The organism is Pluralibacter gergoviae ATCC 33028 = NBRC 105706, from assembly GCF_001598855.1.
Lineage (GTDB): Bacteria > Pseudomonadota > Gammaproteobacteria > Enterobacterales > Enterobacteriaceae > Pluralibacter > Pluralibacter gergoviae.
In genome coordinates this window covers 121,582-144,798 of sequence record NZ_BCZS01000010.1, presented here as the reverse complement: position 1 = coordinate 144,798, position 23,217 = coordinate 121,582, and the positions used below count along the sequence as shown (strand labels likewise).

The 23,217-nt window shown below is 57.6% G+C and carries 24 protein-coding genes and 1 riboswitch; of the genes, 10 read left to right on the top strand and 14 right to left on the bottom strand.

The features are described from left to right. Positions 1-2: 2 nt before the first annotated feature. Entirely contained in the window at positions 3-833 is an 831-nt protein-coding gene (glpG, locus tag ENGE1_RS12435) for a rhomboid family intramembrane serine protease GlpG (RefSeq protein ID WP_043081211.1), read from the bottom strand. 45 nt (positions 834-878) lie between these two features. Then, positions 879-1,205 carry a thiosulfate sulfurtransferase GlpE gene (gene glpE, locus ENGE1_RS12430; protein WP_043081213.1) on the bottom strand — a complete coding sequence of 109 codons (327 nt, stop codon included), beginning with the start codon at positions 1,203-1,205 and terminating at the stop codon, positions 879-881. Between the two features lie 214 nt (positions 1,206-1,419). On the opposite strand from glpE, the gene glpD reads away from it, so the two are divergent. The 3 genes from glpD (at position 1,420) to acpT (ending at position 4,780) form a co-directional block, all read left to right on the top strand. Beyond that, positions 1,420-2,928 (top strand): glycerol-3-phosphate dehydrogenase, encoded by a 1,509-nt coding sequence (gene glpD / locus ENGE1_RS12425; protein ID WP_043081215.1) that lies wholly within the window; start codon positions 1,420-1,422, stop codon positions 2,926-2,928. A 116-nt stretch (positions 2,929-3,044) separates the two neighbouring features. After that, positions 3,045-4,094, top strand: coding sequence for an AI-2E family transporter (locus ENGE1_RS12420; protein ID WP_043081216.1), 1,050 nt, complete (start codon positions 3,045-3,047; stop codon positions 4,092-4,094). Positions 4,095-4,198: 104 nt separating this feature from the next. Next, positions 4,199-4,780 carry a 4'-phosphopantetheinyl transferase AcpT gene (gene acpT / locus ENGE1_RS12415; RefSeq protein ID WP_043081217.1) on the top strand — a complete coding sequence of 194 codons (582 nt, stop codon included), beginning with the start codon at positions 4,199-4,201 and terminating at the stop codon, positions 4,778-4,780. Here the strand turns inward: acpT and ENGE1_RS12410 are convergent, their stop codons facing one another. Continuing rightward, positions 4,781-5,287, bottom strand: a complete 507-nt coding sequence (locus ENGE1_RS12410) for a phenolic acid decarboxylase (RefSeq protein ID WP_043081218.1) — start codon at positions 5,285-5,287, stop codon at positions 4,781-4,783. It abuts the gene before it with no gap. A 99-nt stretch (positions 5,288-5,386) separates the two neighbouring features. On the opposite strand from ENGE1_RS12410, the gene ENGE1_RS12405 reads away from it, so the two are divergent. Beyond that, the gene (locus tag ENGE1_RS12405; protein ID WP_043081219.1) at positions 5,387-6,256 is read left to right on the top strand and encodes a LysR family transcriptional regulator; all 870 of its coding nucleotides are present in this window, start codon (positions 5,387-5,389) and stop codon (positions 6,254-6,256) included. 38 nt (positions 6,257-6,294) lie between these two features. On the opposite strand, the gene ENGE1_RS28025 is transcribed toward ENGE1_RS12405, so the two are convergent. The 5 genes from ENGE1_RS28025 to ENGE1_RS12385 all read right to left on the bottom strand — a co-directional run bounded on the left by ENGE1_RS28025 (position 6,295) and on the right by ENGE1_RS12385 (position 10,517). Beyond that, positions 6,295-6,435 (bottom strand): CrcB family protein, encoded by a 141-nt coding sequence (locus ENGE1_RS28025; RefSeq protein ID WP_240500543.1) that lies wholly within the window; start codon positions 6,433-6,435, stop codon positions 6,295-6,297. Between the two features lie 68 nt (positions 6,436-6,503). After that, positions 6,504-7,790, bottom strand: coding sequence for a phosphopyruvate hydratase (gene eno / locus ENGE1_RS12400; RefSeq protein ID WP_048254538.1), 1,287 nt, complete (start codon positions 7,788-7,790; stop codon positions 6,504-6,506). Beyond that, positions 7,790-8,233: a hypothetical protein gene (locus tag ENGE1_RS12395; RefSeq protein WP_048254540.1), complete on the bottom strand. Its 444-nt coding sequence runs from the start codon at positions 8,231-8,233 to the stop codon at positions 7,790-7,792. Before ENGE1_RS12395 ends, eno begins: the two co-directional genes overlap by 1 nt. Beyond that, entirely contained in the window at positions 8,230-9,138 is a 909-nt protein-coding gene (locus ENGE1_RS12390; RefSeq protein WP_048254541.1) for a manganese-dependent inorganic pyrophosphatase, read from the bottom strand. Before ENGE1_RS12390 ends, ENGE1_RS12395 begins: the two co-directional genes overlap by 4 nt. Before the next feature lie 77 nt (positions 9,139-9,215). Then, positions 9,216-9,285, bottom strand: a riboswitch (Fluoride riboswitch). A 38-nt stretch (positions 9,286-9,323) separates the two neighbouring features. After that, positions 9,324-10,517 carry a BaiN/RdsA family NAD(P)/FAD-dependent oxidoreductase gene (locus ENGE1_RS12385; protein ID WP_048254543.1) on the bottom strand — a complete coding sequence of 398 codons (1,194 nt, stop codon included), beginning with the start codon at positions 10,515-10,517 and terminating at the stop codon, positions 9,324-9,326. Between the two features lie 230 nt (positions 10,518-10,747). Between ENGE1_RS12385 and pitA the strand changes: the two genes are divergently transcribed. Further along, complete coding sequence (gene pitA, locus ENGE1_RS12380) at positions 10,748-12,244, top strand: inorganic phosphate transporter PitA (RefSeq protein WP_043081224.1); 1,497 nt, start codon at positions 10,748-10,750, stop codon at positions 12,242-12,244. 65 nt (positions 12,245-12,309) lie between these two features. Here the strand turns inward: pitA and uspB are convergent, their stop codons facing one another. Then, positions 12,310-12,645, bottom strand: coding sequence for a universal stress protein UspB (gene uspB, locus ENGE1_RS12375; RefSeq protein ID WP_043081225.1), 336 nt, complete (start codon positions 12,643-12,645; stop codon positions 12,310-12,312). Between the two features lie 316 nt (positions 12,646-12,961). On the opposite strand from uspB, the gene uspA reads away from it, so the two are divergent. Next, positions 12,962-13,399 (top strand): universal stress protein UspA, encoded by a 438-nt coding sequence (uspA, locus tag ENGE1_RS12370; protein WP_043081226.1) that lies wholly within the window; start codon positions 12,962-12,964, stop codon positions 13,397-13,399. 74 nt (positions 13,400-13,473) lie between these two features. Here the strand turns inward: uspA and ENGE1_RS12365 are convergent, their stop codons facing one another. After that, a complete protein-coding gene (locus ENGE1_RS12365; protein ID WP_043081227.1) occupies positions 13,474-14,598 on the bottom strand; it encodes a GNAT family N-acetyltransferase in 1,125 nt (374 codons plus the stop codon). Between the two features lie 705 nt (positions 14,599-15,303). Here ENGE1_RS12365 and ENGE1_RS12360 point away from each other — a divergent pair. Genes ENGE1_RS12360 through spt form a run of 4 tightly spaced genes read left to right on the top strand, consistent with a single transcriptional unit; the run spans position 15,304 to position 19,422 of the window. After that, entirely contained in the window at positions 15,304-17,058 is a 1,755-nt protein-coding gene (locus tag ENGE1_RS12360) for a fatty acyl-AMP ligase (RefSeq protein WP_371320880.1), read from the top strand. Continuing rightward, positions 17,055-17,969 (top strand): NAD-dependent epimerase/dehydratase family protein, encoded by a 915-nt coding sequence (locus tag ENGE1_RS12355; RefSeq protein ID WP_043081229.1) that lies wholly within the window; start codon positions 17,055-17,057, stop codon positions 17,967-17,969. The genes ENGE1_RS12360 and ENGE1_RS12355 overlap by 4 nt, the downstream gene beginning before the upstream one ends. A 30-nt stretch (positions 17,970-17,999) precedes the next feature. Then, a complete protein-coding gene (locus ENGE1_RS12350) occupies positions 18,000-18,260 on the top strand; it encodes an acyl carrier protein (RefSeq protein WP_043081230.1) in 261 nt (86 codons plus the stop codon). Then, on the top strand, positions 18,247-19,422 hold the full coding sequence (spt, locus tag ENGE1_RS12345) for a serine palmitoyltransferase (protein WP_043081231.1): 1,176 nt from the start codon (positions 18,247-18,249) through the stop codon (positions 19,420-19,422). The genes ENGE1_RS12350 and spt overlap by 14 nt, the downstream gene beginning before the upstream one ends. 53 nt (positions 19,423-19,475) lie before the next feature. Here spt and hchA read toward each other — a convergent pair whose 3' ends face one another. The 4 genes from hchA to ENGE1_RS12325 are packed head-to-tail and all read right to left on the bottom strand — an operon-like array spanning position 19,476 to position 23,145. Further along, a complete protein-coding gene (hchA, locus tag ENGE1_RS12340; protein WP_048254545.1) occupies positions 19,476-20,324 on the bottom strand; it encodes a glyoxalase III HchA in 849 nt (282 codons plus the stop codon). Between the two features lie 52 nt (positions 20,325-20,376). After that, positions 20,377-21,456: an LPS export ABC transporter permease LptG gene (lptG, locus tag ENGE1_RS12335; protein ID WP_048254547.1), complete on the bottom strand. Its 1,080-nt coding sequence runs from the start codon at positions 21,454-21,456 to the stop codon at positions 20,377-20,379. Further along, on the bottom strand, positions 21,453-22,523 hold the full coding sequence (lptF, locus tag ENGE1_RS12330; RefSeq protein WP_043081234.1) for an LPS export ABC transporter permease LptF: 1,071 nt from the start codon (positions 22,521-22,523) through the stop codon (positions 21,453-21,455). The genes lptG and lptF overlap by 4 nt, the downstream gene beginning before the upstream one ends. Before the next feature lie 49 nt (positions 22,524-22,572). Continuing rightward, positions 22,573-23,145 (bottom strand): YtfJ family protein, encoded by a 573-nt coding sequence (locus ENGE1_RS12325; RefSeq protein WP_043081235.1) that lies wholly within the window; start codon positions 23,143-23,145, stop codon positions 22,573-22,575. Positions 23,146-23,217 lie beyond the last annotated feature (72 nt).

The following is a 23,217-nucleotide window of genomic DNA, read 5'->3' as shown; positions in this document are numbered from 1 at the left end:
TATTATGTTCGTTTTCGCACATTAAGCGTATCGGCAAAGGCCATCGCCAGCCCCACCACCAGTCCGGCAAGGTGGGCGCCATTGGCAATCGACATGCCGAAAACATTAAACCAGCCCGCGACCAGCCAGATCAGCGAGAAGAGAATAAGCCCCCGCTGCAGGAAGATGCCGCTCTGCGGGTCGCGCTCGCCGCGCAGCCAGGCATAGCCCATCAGCGCATACACCACGCCGGAGAGGCCGCCAAACCACGGCCCGCCGAATTTGTGCTGCATAAAGCCGCTGAGCAGCGCGCTAATCACCGTGATGACCACCAGCTTACCGCTGCCGAGACGCTTCTCGACCATGCCGCCGAGATACCACCACCACAGAAGGTTGAAGAGGATATGCATCAGCGAGAAGTGCATGAAAATGTGGGTAAAGTAGCGCCAGGCCTCGAACTGCAGCTCCGCATCATAGGGCCACGCCAGCCAGATCATCACCGCCTGATCGCCGACGATATTCATCAGGATAAATACCGCGATACAGGCGACAGTAATGGTCCAGGTAAAGGGACCGGCGTTGCTTTTGAGGGTGGCGAGAAACGGGTAGCGCTGGTAGCGCAGGCCGCTTTGGGTATTGCCCGACTGCCAGCTCGCCGCCAGGTAGCGCGGATCGGCCGGGTTTTCTAAAAAGCGCTGCAGCTCATCCTGAACGCGGGAGGCCTGGCTTTCGTCGGCGAGCCAGATATCGGTTTGGGTATGTTGCTGAATCGTCAGGATAACACCCTGGGTTGCCATATAGTCGACAAACGCCTGGGCAACGCGCGGGTTGGCAAAAGAGGTAATCATCAACATACGGGGTTGTCGCTTATTCCACACAAAAGGGGACAGTATACCGTCTTAGCTCCCGTGCGCCACTTCGGCCGGAAAATGTCGGTGCCAGGCATCGAATCCGCCGTCAATGCTGTAGACCTGGTCATAGCCCTGCTGGAGCAGATACTGGGCCGCCCCCTTGCTGCTGTTGCCGTGGTAGCACATCACCATCACCGGCTGCTCGAAGTCATTTTCGCGCATAAACGCGCCCAGCGTATCGTTGGTCAGGTGAAACGCGCCGGGCGCGTGCCCGAGGGCGTAGCTTTGCGGGTCGCGGATATCCACCATCACCGCCAGCCCCTGCTGCAGCTTCTGATGGGCTTCTTCAACGTTAATACATGCAAACTGATCCATGGTGCTCTCTTTCTTTTATATACAGGTGGGTGGCGCGGGACAGAATCCGGCAACAGTCTACCGCCAAGTGTACTTTCAGGAGCCAGTGAAACGCTAATTTGTTACATGCATCACTCTGAAATGTTTTTTCGATGTTACCAAGTGCGCGTTTTTTTGCTATATTGAGCGATAACGAACATTTATGAGCTGAAACGAAAGCGCACGAGGACTGAGCATGGAAACCAAAGATCTGATTGTGATAGGCGGTGGCATCAACGGTGCCGGTATCGCGGTTGATGCCGCCGGGCGCGGGCTGTCTGTGCTGATGCTGGAAGCGCAGGATCTTGCCTGTGCGACCTCGAGCGCCAGCTCTAAACTGATCCACGGCGGCCTGCGCTATCTCGAACATTACGAGTTTCGCTTGGTCAGCGAAGCGCTGGCCGAGCGCGAAGTCCTGCTCAAAATGGCCCCCCACATCGCCTTCCCGATGCGCTTTCGCCTGCCGCACCGCCCGCATCTGCGCCCGGCGTGGATGATCCGCATCGGCCTGTTTATGTACGACCACCTCGGCAAACGTACCAGCCTGCCCGGCTCTACCGGCCTGCGCTTCGGCGAAGAGTCGGTGCTGAAGCCTGAGATCACCCGCGGCTTTGAATACTCCGACTGCTGGGTCGACGACGCCCGCATGGTGCTCGCCAACGCCCAGATGGTGGTGAAGAAAGGCGGTGAAGTGCTGACCCGCACCCGCGCCACCTCCGCCCGCCGCGAAAACGGCCTGTGGATCGTCGAGGCTGAAGATATTGATACCGGTAAGAAGCACACCTGGCAGGCCCGCGGCCTGGTTAACGCCACCGGCCCGTGGGTGAAGCACTTCTTCGACGAAGGGATGCATCTGCCGTCGCCGTACGGCATTCGCCTGATCAAAGGCAGCCATATCGTGGTGCCGCGCGTCCACACCCAGAAGCAGGCCTATATTCTGCAGAACGAAGATAAGCGCATCGTGTTTGTTATTCCGTGGATGGACGAGTTTTCGATCATCGGCACCACCGATCAGGAGTACAAAGGCGATCCGAAGAACGTCGAGATCGACGAAGGCGAAATCAGCTATCTGCTGAAAGTCTATAATGCGCACTTTAAAAAGCAGCTGGGGCGGGACGATATTGTCTGGACCTACTCCGGCGTGCGTCCGCTGTGCGACGACGAGTCCGATTCGCCGCAGGCCATCACCCGCGACTACACCCTCGACGTGCACGACGTGAACGGCCAGGCGCCGCTGCTGTCGGTATTCGGCGGCAAGCTGACCACCTATCGCAAGCTGGCTGAGCACGCGCTGGAAAAACTGACTCCGTACTATAAAGGTATCGGCCCGGCGTGGACCAAAGAGGCCGTGCTGCCGGGCGGCGAACTGGGCGGCAGCCGCGACGACTACGCCGCGAAGCTGCGCCGCCGCTATCCGTTTATCAGCGAGAGCCTGGCGCGCCACTATGCCCGCACCTACGGCAGTAACAGCGAAGTCCTGCTCGGCGAGGCCAAAACGCTGGCCGACCTCGGCGAAGATTTCGGCCACGAGTTCTACGAGGCCGAGCTGCGCTACCTGGTCGAGCACGAATGGGTGCGCCGCCTCGACGACGCCATCTGGCGCCGCACCAAGCAGGGCATGTGGCTGAATGCCGACCAGCAGTCGCGCATCTCCCAGTGGCTGGTGCAGAATATCGAAAAAGGCAAACTCTGCCTGGCCTCCTGATCCCGCCCGCGCCCGGTGAATCCGTTTCGCCGGGCCGTTAAAATCAGCTGACTTTCCGATAGTCAACCGCGCGCCACGCACTACACTAAGGGACTACCTTTCATAAGGATGTCCCTATGACCACCCCTGCCGCGGATAAAGCGGGTCTGCATATTCTGTTAAAACTGGCGTGCCTGGTTGTTATTCTGGCCGGCATTCACGCCGCCGCCGATATTATCGTTCAGCTGCTGCTGGCGCTCTTTTTTGCCATCGTCCTCAACCCGCTGGTGACCTGGTTTGTGCGCCGCCGCGTCTCGCGCCCCGCCGCCATTGCGATTGTCGTTTTCGTGATGCTCTGCGTGCTGACCGCGCTGGGCGGCGTGCTGGCGGCCTCATTAAGCGACTTCTCCGCGCTGCTGCCGACCTATAACCGCGAACTGACCAAAAAGCTGCTGGAACTGCAGGAGCTGCTGCCGTTCCTGCATCTGCACATGTCGCCCGAGCGCCTGCTGCAGCGCATCGACGGTGACAGGATGATGACCTTCGCCACCACCATGATGACCCAGCTCTCCGGGGCGATGGTCAGCGTGGTGCTGCTGATGATGACGGTGGTATTTATGCTGTTCGAGGCGCGCCACGTCCCCTACAAAATGCGCTTTGCGCTGGTCAATCCGCAGATCCATATTGCCCGCCTCCACCGCGCGCTCAAGGGCGTCAGCCACTATCTGGCGCTGAAGACCTTCATCAGCCTGCTTACCGGGGTAACGGTATGGCTCGGTCTGCTGCTGCTCGACGTACAGTTCGCCCTGATGTGGGGCGTACTGGCGTTTCTGCTCAACTATGTGCCGAATATCGGTTCGGTTATCTCCGCTATCCCGCCGATGCTGCAGGCCCTGCTGTTCAACGGCTGGTACGAGTGCGCCCTGGTCGGCGCGCTGTTTCTGGTGGTGCATATGCTGCTGGGCAATATCCTCGAGCCGCGCCTGATGGGTCACAGACTAGGAATGTCTACGCTGGTGGTCTTTCTCTCTCTGCTGGTCTGGGGCTGGCTACTGGGGCCGGTAGGTATGCTGCTGTCGGTACCGCTGACCAGCGTATGCAAAATCTGGATGGAGACCACCCAGGGCGGCAGCAAGCTGGCTATCCTGCTGGGGCCCGGGCGGCCGAAGAGTCGGCTGCCGGGTTAAGCAAAATGCGGCCAATCCGGTAGTAATCGGCGTCACATTGTGGGAAAGTCGCGGGCCAATAAAGACAAACGCGTTCCTTTTTGCATTGATAGCCTGGAGTTTGCATGTACCGCCTGTTTCTGGGAAGCATTTCGGCCCTTTCACAGACCGCCCTGCCGGCTGCGCTGGCGGCACAGGCCCCCGCCGGCCCGCGCCACAGCGCCTGGATTGCCGGGCGGGCGCTGCTCAGCCGCGCGGTGTCGCCGCTGCCGCCCGTACACTACGGCGAGCAGGGAAAACCGGAATTTGAAAAAGCGCGCGGCCCGTGGTTTAACCTCAGCCACAGCGGCGACGAGATCATTCTACTGCTCAGCGATGAAGGGCCGGTAGGCTGCGACATCGAGCGTTTGCGCCCGCATCCGACGTGGCAGCAGCTGGCAAATGCGGTATTCACCGTCGGCGAACATGCGCTGATGGAGCAGGCCGCCGATGCCGGCAGGCTCGACCTCTTCTGGCAAATCTGGACCCGCAAAGAGGCAATGGTGAAGCAGCGCGGCGGCAGCGTGTGGCAGATAGTGGCGATGGACAGCAGCGCGCCGCGAGGCTGTCACCTGAGCAGCCTGCTGCACGAGGGCGTAAGCCTGGCGGCGTGTACGGCAACGCCGCTCGCGCTGACGCCGTCGCTGATTGAGATCGTGGAGCCGTAGTTATTTAAGTCCTGCCGGAAAATCTTTCGGCAGCTCGCTGGCCGGGCAGTTAATCACCTCATCGTTGTCCGCGCCGCAGTCGCGCACGAAGGTCAGGGTGGCGAATTCATCAATCACTTCCGTTGGATAGGCCGGGCCGGCATCACGATACGTTTCCATCTCGGCAATGTGCTCATTCTGGAAGCAGACGGTTCTCTGCGGGTGGTTCATCACCCAGCGCGGGAAGAAGATGGTGCCGTGGAACAAGCGGTCTCCGAGATTGACGATCAGGCTGACGTCAGTGCCGGTCGGCTCGGTCCAGGAGATTTTATAGATGCTCTCCCCGACGCGAACGATATACGCCCGCTGATCTTTGACCCAGCGGTTGCCGACCATACCGCTGTGGATGCGGTAATCGACGGTGCGATCGTTTTTCACGTACAGCTCGTAGTTCCAGCCGTTATCGTAGGTATAAACCAGGTGTTTGCCAACGAAGCTGCTCAGGTCATGTTTATCAAAAGTGCTCATATTGTGTCTCCTCTGTTGCGTTACAGACAGGCTACACTCTTGAATTTTTAATTAATAACGCTATTTTTAACTCATTCTCATTCAATAATTCGATAAATTATGCATAAGACAACCCTTGAGCAGTGGGCGCTGCTGGAGAGAGTGGTGGCGCTGGGCAGCTTTGCCCGGGCTGCGGAAGAGACCCACCGCAGCCAGTCCTCGGTGAGCTATAACCTGTCGCTGCTGCAGGAGCGGCTGGGGCTGGCGCTGCTGCGCCAGGAGGGGAGAAAAGCCGTGCTGACGGAGCAAGGTGAACTGCTGCTGGGGCAGGTAAAGCCGATGCTTCAGGCATTTACCCGGCTGGAAAACCGGGCGGCCACGCTGCGCGACGGCGCCAGGGCGCAGCTGGATCTGGTGGTCGATAGTATCTTTCCCCGCCGCCGCCTGTTCGCTATCCTGCGCCAGTTCCAGCAGCAGTATCCGCAGATCCAGGTCCGGCTGACGGAGGTACTGGAAAGCATCAGCGAAGATGCGCCGACGCTGGCCGAAGCCGATGTAATGGTGCTCACCCGTCGCCAGCTGAATGGCGGACGCGGCGAATGGCTGATGAATGTTGATTTCGTCGCCGTAGCACATCAACATCACCCCCTTCTGCAGCTCCCTGCCCCGCTGTCGGAAAACCAGCTCAACGACTGGCCAGCGATCCGCATCGCCGATCGACAGCTCCGGCCAGAGGGTGATAGCTGGACCTTCTCAACAATAGATGCGGCGATGGAAGCGGTAATGACCCAGGTAGGATACGGCTGGCTGCCGGAAGAGCGGATCGCCGATGCGCTGGCTAGCGGAGAGCTCAGAAAGCTCCCTCTGCACCACGGCGCCCGCCGGGCAACGCCGCTGCATCTGATCGTCAGGGAGAGCCTCGTTCCTCTTGATGAGCCCGTTGCCCGCTTACTGGCTCTGTTTAAGCAGGCGGCTACGCCAGCCACATAATCCCAGCACAGTCATCATCAGCGCTCCCAGCACGGAGATTACCGCACAGGCCGGTAGTGATCAGCAGTTTCCAGGCGACAGGGTCGGCTCCACAGCGCATTCAGACGCACGGAAAGCAGCCAGCGAATGGCGCAGCCGACCGAGCCGCCAATGATGACGGCAATCAGGGATTTCATCATATAAGGCTCACGCCAGGCAACGCGGGAGACATCCGGCCTGCGGCCGGATGTCGGAGACAATGGAATGATTAGCGACGGATAAAGCCGTTACGCCCGGCATAGTGAGCATCATCGCCCAGTGCCTGTTCAATGCGCATCAGCTGGTTGTATTTCTCTACGCGCTCACCGCGGCATGGCGCACCGGTTTTCAGATGTCCGGCGCGCAGGGCGACGGTCATATCCGCGATAAAGCTGTCGGTGGTTTCACCGCTGCGGTGGGAGATAAAGGTGCCCCAGCCGTTCTGGTGACAAAGCGCGACGGCATCAAAGGTTTCGCTGAGGGTACCTATCTGGTTGAGCTTGATCAGCGCCGAGTTCGCCAGGTTCTCTTCGATCCCGCGGCGGATATACTTCACGTTAGTCACGAACAGATCGTCGCCCACCAGCTCGATTTTATCGCCCAGCTGCTGGTGCAGCACCTTCCAGCCGTCCCAGTCATCTTCGGCAAGGCCATCTTCCAGCAGGATAATCGGATAGTCTTTAAGCAGCTCCGCGTAGTAGTCGGTCATCTCTGCGGCGGTGAGGTCGGCGCCTTCGGTATGCAGATGATAACGGCCATTTTTATAAAATTCGCTGGAGGCCGGATCCATGCAGACGCTGATATCTTCCCCTGGGCGATAGCCGGCGCGTTCGATAGCCTGCACAATAAAGTCCAGCGGCTGGCGGTTAGAGGTCACCGCAGGCGCAAATCCGCCCTCGTCGCCAACGCCGACAGTGAGGCCCTTTTCAAGCAGCAGCTGGCGCAGCGTCTGATAGACCTCGCTGCCCATGCGCACGGCCTCGGTTAGCGACGGCGCACCGTGGGGAGCAATCATAAACTCCTGGAAATCCGCGCCCTGGCCGCGGGCGTGAACCCCACCGTTAATGATGTTCATGCAGGGCACCGGCAGCAGGTTGGCGGCCAGTCCGCCCAGATAGCGAAATAGCGGCTGATGATGACTGTTGGCCGCCAGACGCGCCGCCGCAAGCGAAGTGCCCAGCAGGGCGTTGGCGCCCAGGCTTTGTTTGTTTTCCGTACCGTCGAGCGCGATCAGGGTGTTATCGATCAGACGCTGGTCGCTGGCATCAAGTCCCTTCAGCGCATCGTTAATACGAGTATTAATCTCATTCACCGCTTCGCGCACGCCTTTACCCTGGTAGCGCGACTTGTCGCCATCGCGCTTCTCTACCGCTTCCCGCGAGCCGGTGCTGGCTCCGGAAGGCACAGAAGCTCTGGCAGTTATGCCTGTGCTGTCTGTGATATCGACCTCAACGGTAGGATTACCGCGGGAATCGAGTATTTCACGGGCCTGGATTTTATTGATAATAACGTTCATCAGTGCTCTCCTTTATCAGGAATGTGACGGATTAAAATATCAGTATTCAAATGGTTAATAAGGTCGAATGCGCGGGATGTGAAAGTACCAAACAGGCGATTGCGGTGGCCGACAATCACCAGATCGATTTTCAGATCGGCGATACACTTCTCCACATCATCAAACTGGCGGAGCGTAACAAGCTGTAGCGTTTTAATAGGGAATGGCGAGATCTTAACCAGATGGCTGAGCATGGCCTTTGCTTTAATCACATCCTCAGCAACGGCGTCATCCATCATGCTGTCAGAAATGTAGTTCATGGCCCGATAATCTTCGCTGAAATGAGAAAGGGTGATCTCGGTAGGCGACTGGGGATCGAGCGCTAACGGTGCCACACAGTTGAGCAGCGCGGCGCCATCGTCAACGTTTTCAACCATCACCATGGCATGCCGGTAGTTGTTCATGATGTCCTCCTGAGCTCATTCAGTCGCTCATCCAGCCAGGGGAGCAGCTGCTTCTTGCGACTGAGCATTCCCGGCACGCGGCAGGATGAATCTGCCGGACGCGCCGGACCGGAAAAGAAAAGTTCTGAACAGGTATGGCTTATATCTGTCAGCATAAGCACACAGATATCGGCAGAGGTTTCATTTGCTAACGTTTCAAGCTGATGCAGCAGAGAAGGCTGCAGTTCTGCCACCTGCCGCAGGCTGGCAAGCTCAATCTGGGCAATAAAGACCTTTTTCCCCTGCAGCGTGAAGGACTTCAGGTCGCGGTGCAGAAGCGTTTGCGCATCAATACCGCGGATATCCGTTTTTGCCTGCAGCAGCTCGCTGCTGAAGGCTTCGCAGTCGATGCCCGCCAGCGCGCTGAGGCGGGTGGCCGCCTGGCGATCGGTTTCCGTGGTAGTGGGGGAGCGGAAGGCAATCGTGTCGCTGAGGATCGCGCCCAGCATCAGGGTGGCAAGGGAGGGCGGCAGCGCGCGGCGGATCTCCGGCGACATCGTCTCCCACAGCACCGTGGCGCTGCAGCCGAAGGGTTTAATACAGATATCCGCAGGCTCGCGGGTAAAGAGGCCGCCGAGGCGGTGATGGTCGATAACGCCGAGAACCAGGCTCTCTTCAAGCGTCTCCGGTCCCTGGGCCGGCTCGGTAAAATCCACCAGCCAGACGGGCTTATCCTTCAGGGAACCCTGTAGCAATTCGGGGGCGCTCACGCCCGCCTGCTGAAAAATAAATTGGGTTTCGCGATTCATCTCGCCCAGCCGCCAGGCTTTTGCCCGCTGACCACGCTGATTCAGCCACCACGCGGTAGCCACGGCGCTGCAGATTGCGTCACTATCGGGGTTAAGATGCCCAAAAACGTTAATCATAGAATGGCCCAGGTTGGGGAAACGTGTCGGGCCGGCGACAAAAACAAAAAAGCCTGACACGTCTCTCGTTAATAAGAGACATACCAGGCGTCATCATCTTCTCAGGGAAGCGGTTGGGAAAGGTGGAACACCATCACCTTGTATTAAATAGTGAACTTCCGCAGCGGGATTTGCAAGAGGAAAGGTTATCTCTCCGCCAGCGCCTGCGCGCAGGCCCAGGCCGACGACCACGCCCACTGGAAGTTATAGCCGCCCAGCCAGCCGGTGACGTCCATCACTTCGCCGATAAAGTAGAGGCCCGGCACCCTGCGCGCCTCCATCGTGCGCGAAGAGAGCTCATTGGTATCGACGCCGCCGAGGGTCACTTCCGCGGTGCGGTATCCTTCGGTGCCGTTAGGCTGTACCCGCCAGGCTGTCAGCGTCTCAATCAGCTGCTGCTGTTCTTTATTGTTAAGCTGTCTGAGCGAGACATCGGGGATCTGTCCGAGCAGCTGCAGACACTCGACCAGCCGCTTCGGCAGCTGCATCGCCAGGGTATTTTTCAGACTCTGGTTGGGGTGCTCCGCGCGCTGCGCGTCGAGAAACGCCGCCAGATCGCACTCCGGCAGCAGGTTAATGGTGACAAATTCGCCCGGCTGCCAGTAGCTGGAGATCTGCAGCACCGCCGGGCCGGAAAGCCCGCGGTGGGTAAACAGCAGGCTCTCGCGGAATACCGTGCCGTCATCGGCGGTAATGACGGCGGGGACGGAGACGCCGGAAAGCGCCTGCAGCTGTTCGAGCAGCGGCTTGTGCAGCGTGAACGGCACCAGCCCGGCCCGGGTGGGCAGCACTCTGAGGCCAAACTGTTCGGCGATTTTGTAGCCGAAGGGCGACGCGCCCAGCCCCGGCATCGACAGGCCGCCGCTGGCAATCACCAGCCTGCGGGCAAAAACAGTTTCGCCGTTGAGCTGCAGCTGATAGCCCTCTTCATCGCGCGCGACGCTGAGAATTTCGCTGCGCAGGCGGGTCACTACCCCGCCCTTCCCGCATTCGCTGACCAGCAGATCGACAATCTGCGCCGCCGAGTCATCGCAGAACAGCTGGCCCAGCGTTTTCTCGTGCCAGGCAATGCCGTATTTGCCCACCAGGTCGATAAAGTCCCACTGGGTATAGCGGGCCAGCGCGGACTTGCAGAAATGAGGATTGCCGCTGAGGTAGGCCGCTGGCTCCACATACATATTGGTGAAGTTGCAGCGCCCGCCGCCGGACATCAGGATCTTGCGGCCGGGCTTCTTGCCATTATCCAGCAGCAGCACCCGCAGACCGGCCTGCCCCGCCTGCGCCGCACAAAACATTCCCGCCGCACCCGCGCCGATCACGATGGCATCAAACCTTTCCACGTATTCACCCCACTGTTTATAGTGTCGGGAATTGTAAATTTTCCCCGCCGCCGCGACCAGCCTCTATTTTCCGCCTTCATGACATGCCGTTGAAAGATATAGGATAAATCCTGAGTGCGCTGCTGCGGTTCTGAACAATAATCAATAAAAGTCTATATTTCTCTTTGCCCGCGCCGCGTTTGTCCACGATAATGCGCCGCGTTCATGTCCTCAAAATGGCGTAACGTCCTATGCTACATTTGTTTACCGGCCTGGATTTACATACCGGGCTTTTATTATTGCTTGCTCTGGTTTTTGTTCTGTTTTACGAAGCGATCAACGGCTTCCACGATACGGCAAACGCTGTAGCAACGGTCATCTACACCCGTGCAATGCGTTCGCAGCTGGCGGTGCTGATGGCGGCTGTCTTCAACTTCTTCGGCGTCCTGCTGGGCGGTCTGAGCGTCGCCTATGCCATCGTGCATATGCTGCCAACGGAACTGCTGCTTAACATGAGCTCTGCTCATGGCCTGGCCATGGTCTTTTCCATGCTGCTGGCGGCGATTATCTGGAACCTCGGCACCTGGTATGTCGGCCTGCCGGCGTCCAGTTCGCATACGCTGATTGGCGCAATTATCGGTATTGGTCTGACCCACGCGCTGATGACGGATACCTCCGTGGTCGACGCGCTGAACCTGCCTAAAGTTGCCGGGATCTTCGGTTCACTGATCCTCTCGCCGATTGTCGGCCTGGTGGTCGCTGGCGGGATGATCCTGCTGCTGCGCCGCTACTGGAGCGGCACCAAAAAGCGCCGCCGCACCCACCTGACGCCGACCCAGCGAACCAAGAAAGACGGTAAGAAAAAGCCGCCGTTCTGGACCCGTATCGCGCTTATCCTCTCCGCCGCGGGCGTGGCGTTTTCTCACGGCGCCAACGACGGCCAGAAGGGCATCGGCCTGGTGATGCTGGTCCTCATCGGCGTTGCGCCTGCGGGCTTCGTCATTAATATGAATGCCTCAAGCTATGAAATCACCCGGACCCGCGATGCGGTGAATAACCTGGAGATCTTCTATCAGCATAATGCTGGCCTGCTGAAAGAGGCGACCGGCGTTAATCAGCTGATCCCGCCGCCGGAAGAGGAGGCGAACCAGCCTTCCGACTTCCACTGCCATCCATCAAATACGATCAATGCGCTGAATTTCGTCAAGGATCTGCTGGGTAATACCGAAACTTACGACTCGCTGACGCTTGAGCAGCGCAGCCAGATGCGCCGCATTATGCTCTGTATCTCTGACACGGTGGACAAAACCGTTAAGCTGCCGCAGGTGACCGGCGACGATCAGCGCCTGCTGAAGAAGCTGAAAACCGATATGCTCAGCACCATCGAGTACGCGCCCATCTGGATAATCATGGCCGTGGCGCTGGCGCTCGGCGTGGGAACGATGATTGGCTGGAAACGCGTCGCGACCACTATCGGCGAGAAGATCGGTAAGAAGGGCATGACCTATGCTCAGGGCGTATCCGCGCAGATGACCACCGCGCTGTCGATTGGTCTGGCGAGCTATACCGGGATGCCGGTTTCCACCACCCACGTTCTGTCGTCCTCCGTTGCGGGTACGATGATCGTTGACGGCGGCGGCCTGCAGCGCAAGACCGTCACCAACATTCTGATGGCCTGGGTGCTTACCCTGCCGGCGGCGATTATTCTCTCCGGCGTGCTCTACTGGCTGAGCCTGAAGCTCATCTGACGGCGCTGAACGTCAGGCAATAAAAAACGGGTCGGCGCAGGCGGACCCGTTTTTTTTACGGCAGTTCAGTGCCAGATCATCAGTGCGATCATGCTCACCAGCACCAGGCCACACAGCGCGCTGGTCAAAATAAACTGCCCGCGCACCCGCTGGCAGCGGCGAATAAATTCATCATCATGATGATCGCGATAGCGCTGCGCCCAGATATACCACACGAGGCGCATCTGCTTTCCCGGCTGCCCATGAGAGGTAAAGAAACCGCCGCCGTCCACGTACTGATAAAGCAGCGGATCGCAGCCGCGCAGTACCACAAGCAGGGCGCGCAGCGATGAAAAATAGCGCGCCATATTTATCACACACACAATACACAGAGCCCAAAACAGCGCGACAGTGCTGATCATACCTCCTCCCCGGCGACCCGCCCACGGAGACCCTCTCCGGGGCTACCGCTCCCCCGAAACTCAACCGACAGTTTGTGAAAGAGTGCGAGTACGGTCACATTAATCCACCTGACCGACTCCTTTAATAGTGTAGGAGATCAGTGAATTTTTTTGCCACACTGATGCGCTGCGATCCCATCAGGTTGATGATGAAATCTTTTAATGATACCTGTATCTCTCTGGCACGTAAGGCTTATTGACGCGGATTGCCGCTCCGTTTTATGGTGAATCGTCTATAATTCAGGTAGCGCTTACACACTTAAGGAAGGAGTACACTATGGCTTACAAACACATTCTTATCGCGGTCGATCTCTCACCGGAAAGCAAAATGCTGGTTGAGAAAGCGGTCTCTATGGCCCGTCCGTACAATGCGAAGGTTTCCCTGATCCATGTTGATGTGAACTACTCCGACCTCTATACGGGGCTGATCGACGTCAATCTGGGCGATATGCAAAAGCGCATCTCCGAAGAGACCCACCATGCGCTTACCGAGCTCTCAACCGGCGCCGGCTATCCCATTGCGGAGACGCTGAGCGGCAGCGGCGACCTCGGCCAGGTGCTGGTCGATGCGATTAAGAAATATGATATGGATTTGGTGGTCTGCGGGCATCATCAGGATTTCTGGAGCAAATTGATGTCTTCCGCGCGTCAGCTGATCAATACCGTCCACGTTGATATGCTGATCGTACCGCTGCGTGATGAAGAAGACGAATAACGTCTTGCCTGACGCCAGTCCTTCCCTGTAAAACCTCTGCCGGTCGGCTTCACCGATCGGCAGAGCGCGTCATCTTAAATCTGCTTTTCGTAGAGACGATACTGCTTATACGGCAGGGCGCCGATTTTCTTCAGAATGTTGTTCATGCCGGTATTGCTTTCGAGGATCCAGGACATCTCCAGGGCGTCGATATTGCGCTTTTTAAACGGGTCGCGCAGCGCTTCAATCAGCAGCAGGGCAATCACCGGCCCGATGCGGCTGAACTGGTACTCTTCCCTTACGCCCATCAGCGGCACGCGGGCAGTGCGCACGCCGCTCACCTTCAGGCGCCACAGCAGCTTGGCCCAGCCCAGCGGCAGTAAGCGGCCGTGCAGATCGGCAACCGCTTCGTTGATATTCGGCATCCCGACGATAAAGGCGCAGGGTTTGCCTTCAATCTCGGCAATGTAAATCATGTCATCCGGCACCAGGAACTTCAGCTGATCGCCCATGGTGGCAAATTCGTGCTCGGTAAAAGGCACGAAGCCCCAGTTGTGCTGCCAGCCGGAGTTGAAGATCTCGCGCATCACCTGCATCTCCTGCGCAAACTGCTTGCGGTTGAGGCGACGAATGGTGACCTGGGAGCGCACCCGGTCCATCAGCTTGCTCAGGGATGGATTAAAGTGCAGATCGGTGCGCTGCATCCAGTAAGCCAGCAGGTCAATGCCTTTACTGTAGCCCTGCTCTTCTACGCGCGCGGCATAATAAGGCTTTGAGTGCGGCATCATGGTCGAGGGCGGAGTATCAAAGCCGTCGATCAGCAGACCGCTTTCCTGATTGATGTTGAGGCTGAACGGGCCGGTAATTTTACGTGCGCCCTGGGATCTGAGCCACTCTTCGGCGGCCGCGAACAGCGCGCTGAACACCTCAGGATCGTCGATGGCGTCAATCATGCCGAAGTGGCCCGTGTCGTCGCCGTGAAGTTCGCGGTGCAGGGTATCGATCTGCGCGGTGATGCGGCCAACAACCTTACCTTCCCTCTTTGCCACCCACGCCTGCCAGGTGATGTGGTCGGTGCCGGGATTTTTCTTCGACAGATGCTCTTCACGCTCAATAAAGAGAGGGTCAATCCAGTTAGGATCATCGCGAAACAGCGTGGAGGGGAAAGTGATGAATTCCTTAAGCTCTTGCTTATCCTGGACTTTTTCGATGCGGATCATAACCAGCCTTAGACTCTATAAATTACGGAAACAATTACGCAATAAAGCGCCATGAATTAAATGATGCGTGGAGCATTGCGCAGCATCATTACTAATCCATTAGGATAAGAAAATGAGATCAATCCATTAGCTGCGAGACAGTGCGGAGTTACCTTAAAATTACCTTAACGACGATTTTAGTAAATCCGGATTCAGATACGACAGCAATATTACAGCGCCTCGTCTGTTTTACTATTTGCAAAATCAGGCGCCCGGCGAGTATACCTTTTAACCTTTATTTGGATTTGATTTATTGAGCGTTATAGCGATAAATACAAATCATTGCTAATCGTATCTACTGATGTGACCCAGCTTTTTAGCACTTGATGCTGTTGTGGGCCTGAATCACAAACTAAGCATACACTTTTGAAAATCTTCCGTCATACTGGTCGAGTTATATCCATCTTTCTGAGTCAATCGCCATGTACCCGCGGGCGTAGTCGCTATGGATGCCAGGCATCTGTCGGCCATGCGGTAGACTCATGAATATGAGCGTTTACTTTTTCACCGTTTATGTTGACGAACGTGGGTTTATTAGTATAAGATATGGTAGAATGAAAATTTATTATTACAATATTATAAATAAATTTTTACAAAATACACCATCTTCCCCCCAAGTGAATATCTGTATCATTCGGTGATTTTGAATCTATGGCTGCTTTGCATATGTCTGAAACAAGTTCAACCCAATCTATCCCCATGCGATATGCTGACTTTCCATCCCTGGTAGAGGCTTTAGACTATGCCGCTCAGGGAAATACAGGGATGAATTTCTACGACCGGCGTAATCAACTCGTAGCCGTACTGGAATATAGCGATCTGAAGCGTCGCGCGATGGCCAATGCCCGTCGCCTGCTGTCGCTCAATCTGCGCAAAGGCGATCGCGTTGCCCTCATCGCTGAAACCAGCGTTGGCTTCGTTGAATCATTCTTTGCCTGCCAGTATGCCGGTTTAATCGCCGTGCCGCTTGCGATCCCAATGGGTGTTGGCCAGCGTGATTCATACATGAGCAAATTACAGGGCCTTATCGCCAGCTGTAAGCCCGCGGCGATTATCAGTAGCGAAGAGTGGCTGCCGCTGATCAACTCTGTAAGCACCGATACGCCAGACCTGCGTATTCTCAGCCATGCCGATTTAAATGCTCTGCCTGAAGCAGATATTGAACTGACGCTGCCCGCGCCCGAAGACATTGCCTATCTGCAATACACCTCCGGCAGCACGCGCTTCCCGCGCGGCGTCATCATTACGCATCGCTCCGTGATGGCTAACCTGCAGGTTATCAGCCATGACGGGATCAAATTACGTCCGGGCGATCGCTGCGTCTCCTGGCTGCCGTTTTATCACGATATGGGCCTGGTGGGCTTCCTGCTGACGCCGGTCGCTACCCAGCTTTCCGTGGACTACATGAGCACCCAGGACTTCGCCATGCGCCCGATGCTGTGGCTGAAGCTCATCAGCAAAAACCGCGGCACCGTCTCTGTTGCGCCGCCGTTTGGCTACGATCTCAGCCTGCGCCGCAGCACAGAGAAAGATATGGCCGAGCTGGATCTCTCCAGCTGGCGCGTTGCCGGGGTTGGCGCAGAACCTATCTCCGCCGAGCAGTTGGAACAGTTCGGCGAGCGCTTTGCCGCCGTGGGCTTCAACAGCAACGCCTTTATGCCGTGCTATGGCCTGGCTGAGAATGCGCTGGCCGTCAGCTTCTCTGATGAGAACGAAGGTTTCAAAGTCAACGAAGTGGACCGCGACATCCTTGAATACCAGGGCAAAGCCGTGGTACCGACAAAAGACACTCGCGCTGTTTCCAGCTTCGTCAACTGCGGCAAGGCCCTGCCTGGCCACCGTATCGAAGTGCGTAGCGAAAGCGGCATTCCGCTGCCGGAGCGCGAAGTTGGCCGCATTTTCATCTCCGGCCCGAGCCTGATGAGCGGCTACTTCCACGACGCCGCATCGCAGAAAGAGATCAAGAAAACCGGCTGGATGGATACCGGCGACCTCGGCTACCTGCTTGATGGTTACCTGTACGTCACTGGCCGTAAGAAAGACCTGATCATCATTCGCGGCCGCAACATCTGGCCGCAGGATATCGAGTACGTCGCGGAGATGGAGCCAGAAATTCATCCTGGTGACGCCATTGCGTTCGTCACTCCGCAGGATCAGGAAGAGAGCGGTCGTATCGTGCTGCAGATCCAGTGCCGCGTCAGCTCCGAAGAGCGCCGCGCGCAGATCGTCCACTCCCTCACCGCGCGCATCCAGAGCGAATTCAGCGTCGCCGTTGATATCGAGCTGCTGCCGCCGCACAGTATCCCGCGCACCTCCTCCGGCAAGCCGGCGCGTGCGGAAGCGAAAAAACGCTACCTGACTGCCCTGACTGAAGCCCTGACTCCTCCGCAAATGCAGCAAGTGGCAGGCTATGCTCAATGACGAAAACGGTCGCCATTACGGGTGTGACCGGTTTCATTGGTAAGCATATCGCTGACAATCTTCTCGCACGCGGCTTCCGCGTGCGGGCCTTAACCAGAACCTCGCGAAAAAGCGCAGCAGACAACCTAATCTGGGTACGCGGCTCACTCGAAGACAGAGATTCTCTTGCCGAGCTGGTCAGCGGCGCCGATTGCGTCGTCCACTGCGCCGGTCAGGTACGCGGACACGCACAAGCCATCTTTACCGACTGCAACGTCAACGGTAGCCTACACTTAATGCAGGCGGCGATAGAGAGCGGGCGCTGCGAGCGCTTTTTATTTATGTCTTCTCTTGCCGCCCGCCATCCCGATCTCTCCTGGTACGCAAAGTCAAAAAGCACGGCTGAACAGGAGCTGACCGCTATGGCTTCGGGCATGACCCTCGGTATTTTTCGTCCGACGGCGGTCTATGGTCCTGGCGATAAAGAGATGAAGCCGCTGTTCGACTGGATGCTTCGCGGTATACTACCGCGTCTGGGTGATGCCAGCGCAAAGCTCTCTTTTCTGCACGTCACTGACCTGGCCGAAGCCGTGGGCCAGTGGCTGGTTGCAGAGCGGCCGCCCTGCGGTCCGCGCGAGTTGTGCGACGGTGACCCGGCGGGCTATAACTGGCAGCGCGTGCAGCATATTGGTGAAAAAGTGCGTAATGGAAAGGTACGATTAGTCGGAATACCATTACCTGTGTTAAAACTACTGGCTGACATCAGCGTTATCGCTTGTCGTCTGGCTGGAAAAGAGCCGATGCTGACCCGCAGTAAAATCAACGAACTAACACATCAGAACTGGTCTGCAAGCAATAACGGCTTGTCGGAAGAGATAAACTGGTTCCCGAGGATCAGTCTTGAACACGCGCTGCGTGAACGGCAGTTCTGATAATCTGACAATAGGTGCGTCAAAGTTTCTATGCTAAATCGTGAAATAGTGATGGACTATATCCTTGAATGTTTACAGGGTATGGTTACAAATGGGGTGGAAATCGAGCCGGACAGCGACCTCGTTAATGAACTCGGTCTTGAGTCTATCAAAGTGATGGACCTGCTGATGATGTTAGAAGATCGCTTTGATATTTCCATTCCAATCAATATTTTACTGGATGTAAGAACGCCGGCGCAGCTGCTGGCAGCCTTGCTTCCTCACCTGGAGAAAACCTATGGGCCTTTATGATAGGTTTACGCGCCTTGCGAAGGATCGTGAACAGTTTCAAACCTCAGGTATCAATCCTTTCGGTACCTGCATTGACGAGATCTATTCGGCAACCGAAGGCCGTATCGGCGACCAGAAAATTATTCTCGCCGGTACCAACAACTATCTCGGTCTGACCTTCAATGCGCAGGCTATCGCCGCCGGTCAGGCAGCGCTGGCCGCGCAGGGCACCGGTACCACCGGTTCGCGCATGGCCAACGGCAGCTACGGTCCGCACCTGCAGCTTGAGCACGAGATTGCTGAGTTCTTCGATCGCCCTTCTTCTATCGTCTTCTCGACGGGCTATACCGCAAACCTCGGCGTCATTAGCGCCCTGGCCGTGCCGGGCGCCGTCGTTCTTCTCGACGCCGACAGCCATGCCAGCATCTACGACGCCTGCACCCTCGGCGGTGCCGAAATTATTCGCTTCCGCCACAACGACGCCAGCGACCTTGAACGCCGCATGGTGCGCCTGGGCGAGCGCGCCCGCGACGCTATCATCATTGTGGAAGGCATCTACAGCATGTTGGGCGACGTCGCCCCGCTGGCCGAGATCGTCGATATCAAGCGCCGCCTCGGCGGCTACCTGATCGTTGATGAAGCACACTCCTTCGGCGTGCTCGGCAAACATGGCCGCGGCCTGGCGGAAGAAGTTGGCGTTGAAGCCGATGTCGATATCATCGTCGGCACCTTCAGTAAAAGCCTGGCGGCCATTGGCGGCTTCGCGGTCGGTAACAAGGAGATGGACGTGCTGCGCTACGCCAGCCGCCCCTATATCTTTACCGCCTCACCGTCGCCCTCCAGCATCGCCTCCGTGCGATCTTCGCTGAAAACCATTGCTCAGCATCCGGAGCTGCGTGAAAAGCTGTGGAGCAACGCACATCGCCTCTATGAAGGCCTGAAGGCGCTGGGCTACGAGCTCGGGCCGAACATCAGCCCGGTTGTGCCGGTGGTGATTGGCTCGAAAGAAGAAGGCCTGCGCTTCTGGCGCGAGCTGATCAGCCGCGGCGTTTACGTTAACCTGGTGCTGCCGCCGGCGGCGCCGGCCGGTATTACCCTGCTGCGCTGCAGCGTCAACGCCGCACACAGCGACGAGCAAATCGATACCATCATTAAGGTGTTTGCTGATATGAAGAATCAGTAATTCAGCCACGCTCGTAAAAGCGGCCCGCCGGGAAACCGGCGGGCCGCTTTGTTTTAGCCGAAGTGTGCCAGCAGCTCTTTTGCCGCCAGCTGGCCAAGGGCGTTCGCCGCGAACGGGCTGTCGCCGGTGAGCACCTTGCGATCTTTGTACACGCTGCCCTTGATATCGTCATTTACCAGCGTCATGCCCATCGCCTTCAGCTCCTCGCCGAAGAACCACGTCAGGCTGCCGGGCATATAGCCGATATCCGGCGTTTGCTTGTCGGCCGCATCCGGGAAGGCGCAGATAGCGTAGCCGCTAAGCGGATTATCGCCGCCGCGCAGCGACAGGAACGCAGCCGGGCCGTGGCAGATTGAGATAACGAAGCGATCGCTGCCCATCGCCCAGCGCAGCGCCCGGGCAACATCCTCGCTTTCCGGCAGGCCAATTAAGGCACCGTGGCCGCCGGGAATAAAAACGCCGGCATATTCGCTATCGGCACCCAGCCCCGCCACCACTTCAGAGAGCTTTTTCGGGCTGCGGAACTGCGTCTGATACTGGCCGAAGAAGGGGACAATTTTTTCGTCCTGGTGCGGCATCGCCCAGTACTCAAATTTGGTCATCATGCCGGAGACGGTGGCAATATCGAAGCCAAAGCCCGCCTGGTGCAGATGGTACATCGGCAGCAGCGTCTCAACCGGATGGTTACCGGTGGAGAAGAGCGTACCGTTATCCATCGGCAGATAGCGTTCGTCTGCGGCAATAACCAGGATCTTCATTCCCGGCCGCGCGCGCTGAGGATACTCAGCGGCGCTGAGATCGGAGACGGGGCGGGTAAACTCGCTCAGCGAGTAGGCCGAGGGGAAGAAGGCATTCTCCTCGGCAGGATCGATCTGCGGCTGCCTGCTCTTTTCATCAGTCATGAGGTTTCTCCTTTAGTCAGCGGTGGGCGGTTCTAAAGGAGCTTAGCCTATGCTAGTGATTCTTATCGAACCGATAGACCAGCCACAGCGCCACCGCCAGCAGCAATAGCGGCGGCAGCAGCGTCGCCAGCTGAACGTTAAGCGACAGCAGCAGGCCGAGGTTAACGATAATCTGGTAGCTGATATAAGTGAGCAGACCGACGATCACGCCGACGGCCAGCCGGCTGCCGACGCCGGGCGAACGGGGCGCGACGAAGGTAAAGGGGATCGCCAGCAGGATCATCGCCAGCATCAGGATAGGGCGCCCCAGCTTCTGCCACAGCGCGATGCGGTACTGGACGCTCGGCTGCCCGGTGTCGTTGAGATAGCCGATATAGTGGTTCAGCTGCCGGATAGAGAAGCTGTCCGCCGGCATGGTCAGCTCCTCCAGCGACATGCCGGTGAAAATGGAGTGCCATTCCAGGCTATCCACCGTCTCAACCTTCTTCTGGCGGTCAAGCCAGCGCTTCTGATTAACGCCCTGCAGCAGCCAGGTACCGTCCTTCTGCACCGTGGCGCTGCGGGCGTAGATATAGCTCTCAAGCGACAGATCCGGCTTATAGGTGAAAATTTCCACCCCCTGCGGCTGCTGGTTCGCATCGAGCTGCTTGACGGTGACAAACTCGTTCCCTTTACGCGCCCACAGCACGTTGCTCGGATTGGTATTGTCTTTATCCTTCGCCATGGCGCTATTTTTCATCTGCAGCGCCCGCTGCTGCAGCGGCGAGGCCACCCACTCATCAAGCGCCCCCAGGGGCAGAGCGATCAGTACCCCGGCAACCAGCACCACCAGGCCAATGCGGAAAATAGAAAAACCGACGGTGCGGATAGCGGTCAGCTCCAGGTTTTTCGACAGTATGCCCATGCCGACAATACCGCCCAGCAGCGCGATAAAAGGCGCAAGGTCGATCAGGCTGCGCGGCGTGGTCATCACCACCACCATCACTGCCTGCGTCCAGTGGTAGCCCGCGGGGCTGACGTCATCCAGCTCGTTGATCAGGTTGAAGGTGGTAAACAGCGGGATCAGCAGCGCGGCGGCGGCGGCAAAGCCGAGAAAGACGTTGCGGATCAGGTAGCGGCTGAATATGTTCATCGGGAAAACTTCTGCAGCAGTGAAAAGTCGCGGGCAACCAGCAGCAGGACCCCGATCAGCATCAGCAGCGGCACCAGCCACATACCGGGCATCACCGGAATCGCGCCATTAGCCACCAGCGTCCGGCAGACGTTGCCGCCGTAAAAGATAACAATGAACAGCACCGTCAGCGGCAGCAGCGTGGCAAATCGCCCCTGCCGCGGTTTTGTCCGGCTCAGGGAGATGGCCATCAGCGCCATCAGGATAGTGCTTATCCCGCGGCTCTGTCGCCACTGCAGCTCCGCTTTATCCGCCGAATCATGGGAGCGCAGCAGCGCCCTGGCCGACTCCGCCTTGCGTTTGATATTCAGCCCCTGCAGCAGCGGCTTGAGATGCAGGCTGAGGTTCTTATAGATCTGCTCGTTGTCGGCGCTGCCGTTGTGGTCCAGCGTATAGGAGGTACCCGCCTTCAGCTCAACCGACGGCGTTTTCGGCGACGGGTTGGTAACCTGCACCACCTGCGCCCGATAGAGGCTGGTTTTGCTGTCGGACGCCGTGTAGATCAGGGCATCCGTCAGCCGGCTGGTGCCATCATTGATCTGCGAGGCCAGCACCATGCGACCATCGTCATTGACGTTGAATTTGTTGGCCACCAGGTGGTTAACGTCCAGCTCCGACTGGGACTGCTGCTGCAGCTTATAAATCTGCGCATAGGCCCAGGGACGGCCGTACATCGACAGCACGGTGACCAGGATCCCCAGCGGCACCGCCAGCCACAGTACGGCTTTGTAGATCTTCGCCGGGCTGGCGCCGGTGGCGAACATCGCCGTCATTTCCGAGTCGTTGTAGAGCTGGCCGAGCGCAATGCCGACCGACACATACAGGCCAACGGGCAGCAGCATCTCAAGGGCAATCAGGACCTTATAAAAGACCACACTCATCACCACCTCAAGCGCCAGCGTGCCGTTGGCAGCCTCGGTCAGGTAGCGCTGGGCGGAGTAGCTGGCGAAGATAAAAATAAGGAAGCCCACGATGGTAAGGACTAACCTCTGGGTCTGGCCAACGATATAGCGCTCAATCAAAAACATATACTTTCACTATCCCGCATTATCAAAGCGCAGACAGCCCGCTGGCCGCCTACCCTTCACTCTCTTTTTGCAGCATATCATGCACCATCGCCAGCACCTGATGGACTTCATCAGTGGTTAACGCCCCGTCTTTGGCCCAGCGCACGCGCCCCTCTTTATCCAGCACCAGAATCGTTGAGCTTTCCTCTTTCAGGTGCCAGGCCAGTCGGCCAATCCCTTCATTATCGACGATAAACTGCGACCAGGCGTAGCGACGTTTATTTTTCTCAAGCTTGCCCTTCACAAAAAAGCCGGAGCCGGGGATCGCGTCGTCCGTGTTTACCATGGTGGTAGGCTGAAAGCGGTCGTCGGGAAAGTGGGCAGCCTTAACGGCCTTGATCAGAAAAGAGTTCTTCTTTTTTGCCGAGGTACGCCCGGCGATATACTGCACGATGCGTATCTTCCCTGCAAACTGCGCGCTTTTCCACGGCCGGTAGCTGAAGGAACCATCGTCATTGAGCAGCATTTCTCCGCCATCGGTAATGGTTATCGGCGCCGGCGGCTGCCCCACCACAAAGTTGTGCGCCGAGGCCATCAGGGGGAAGAGACACAGCGGCAGGAGCAGCAATTTTAGTAACTTCATGTTGTTTCCTTTTGCGGGAGCGACCCTGTTAACTATAACGATAGACCAAGGGAAACAGCGTTACGAAAATGG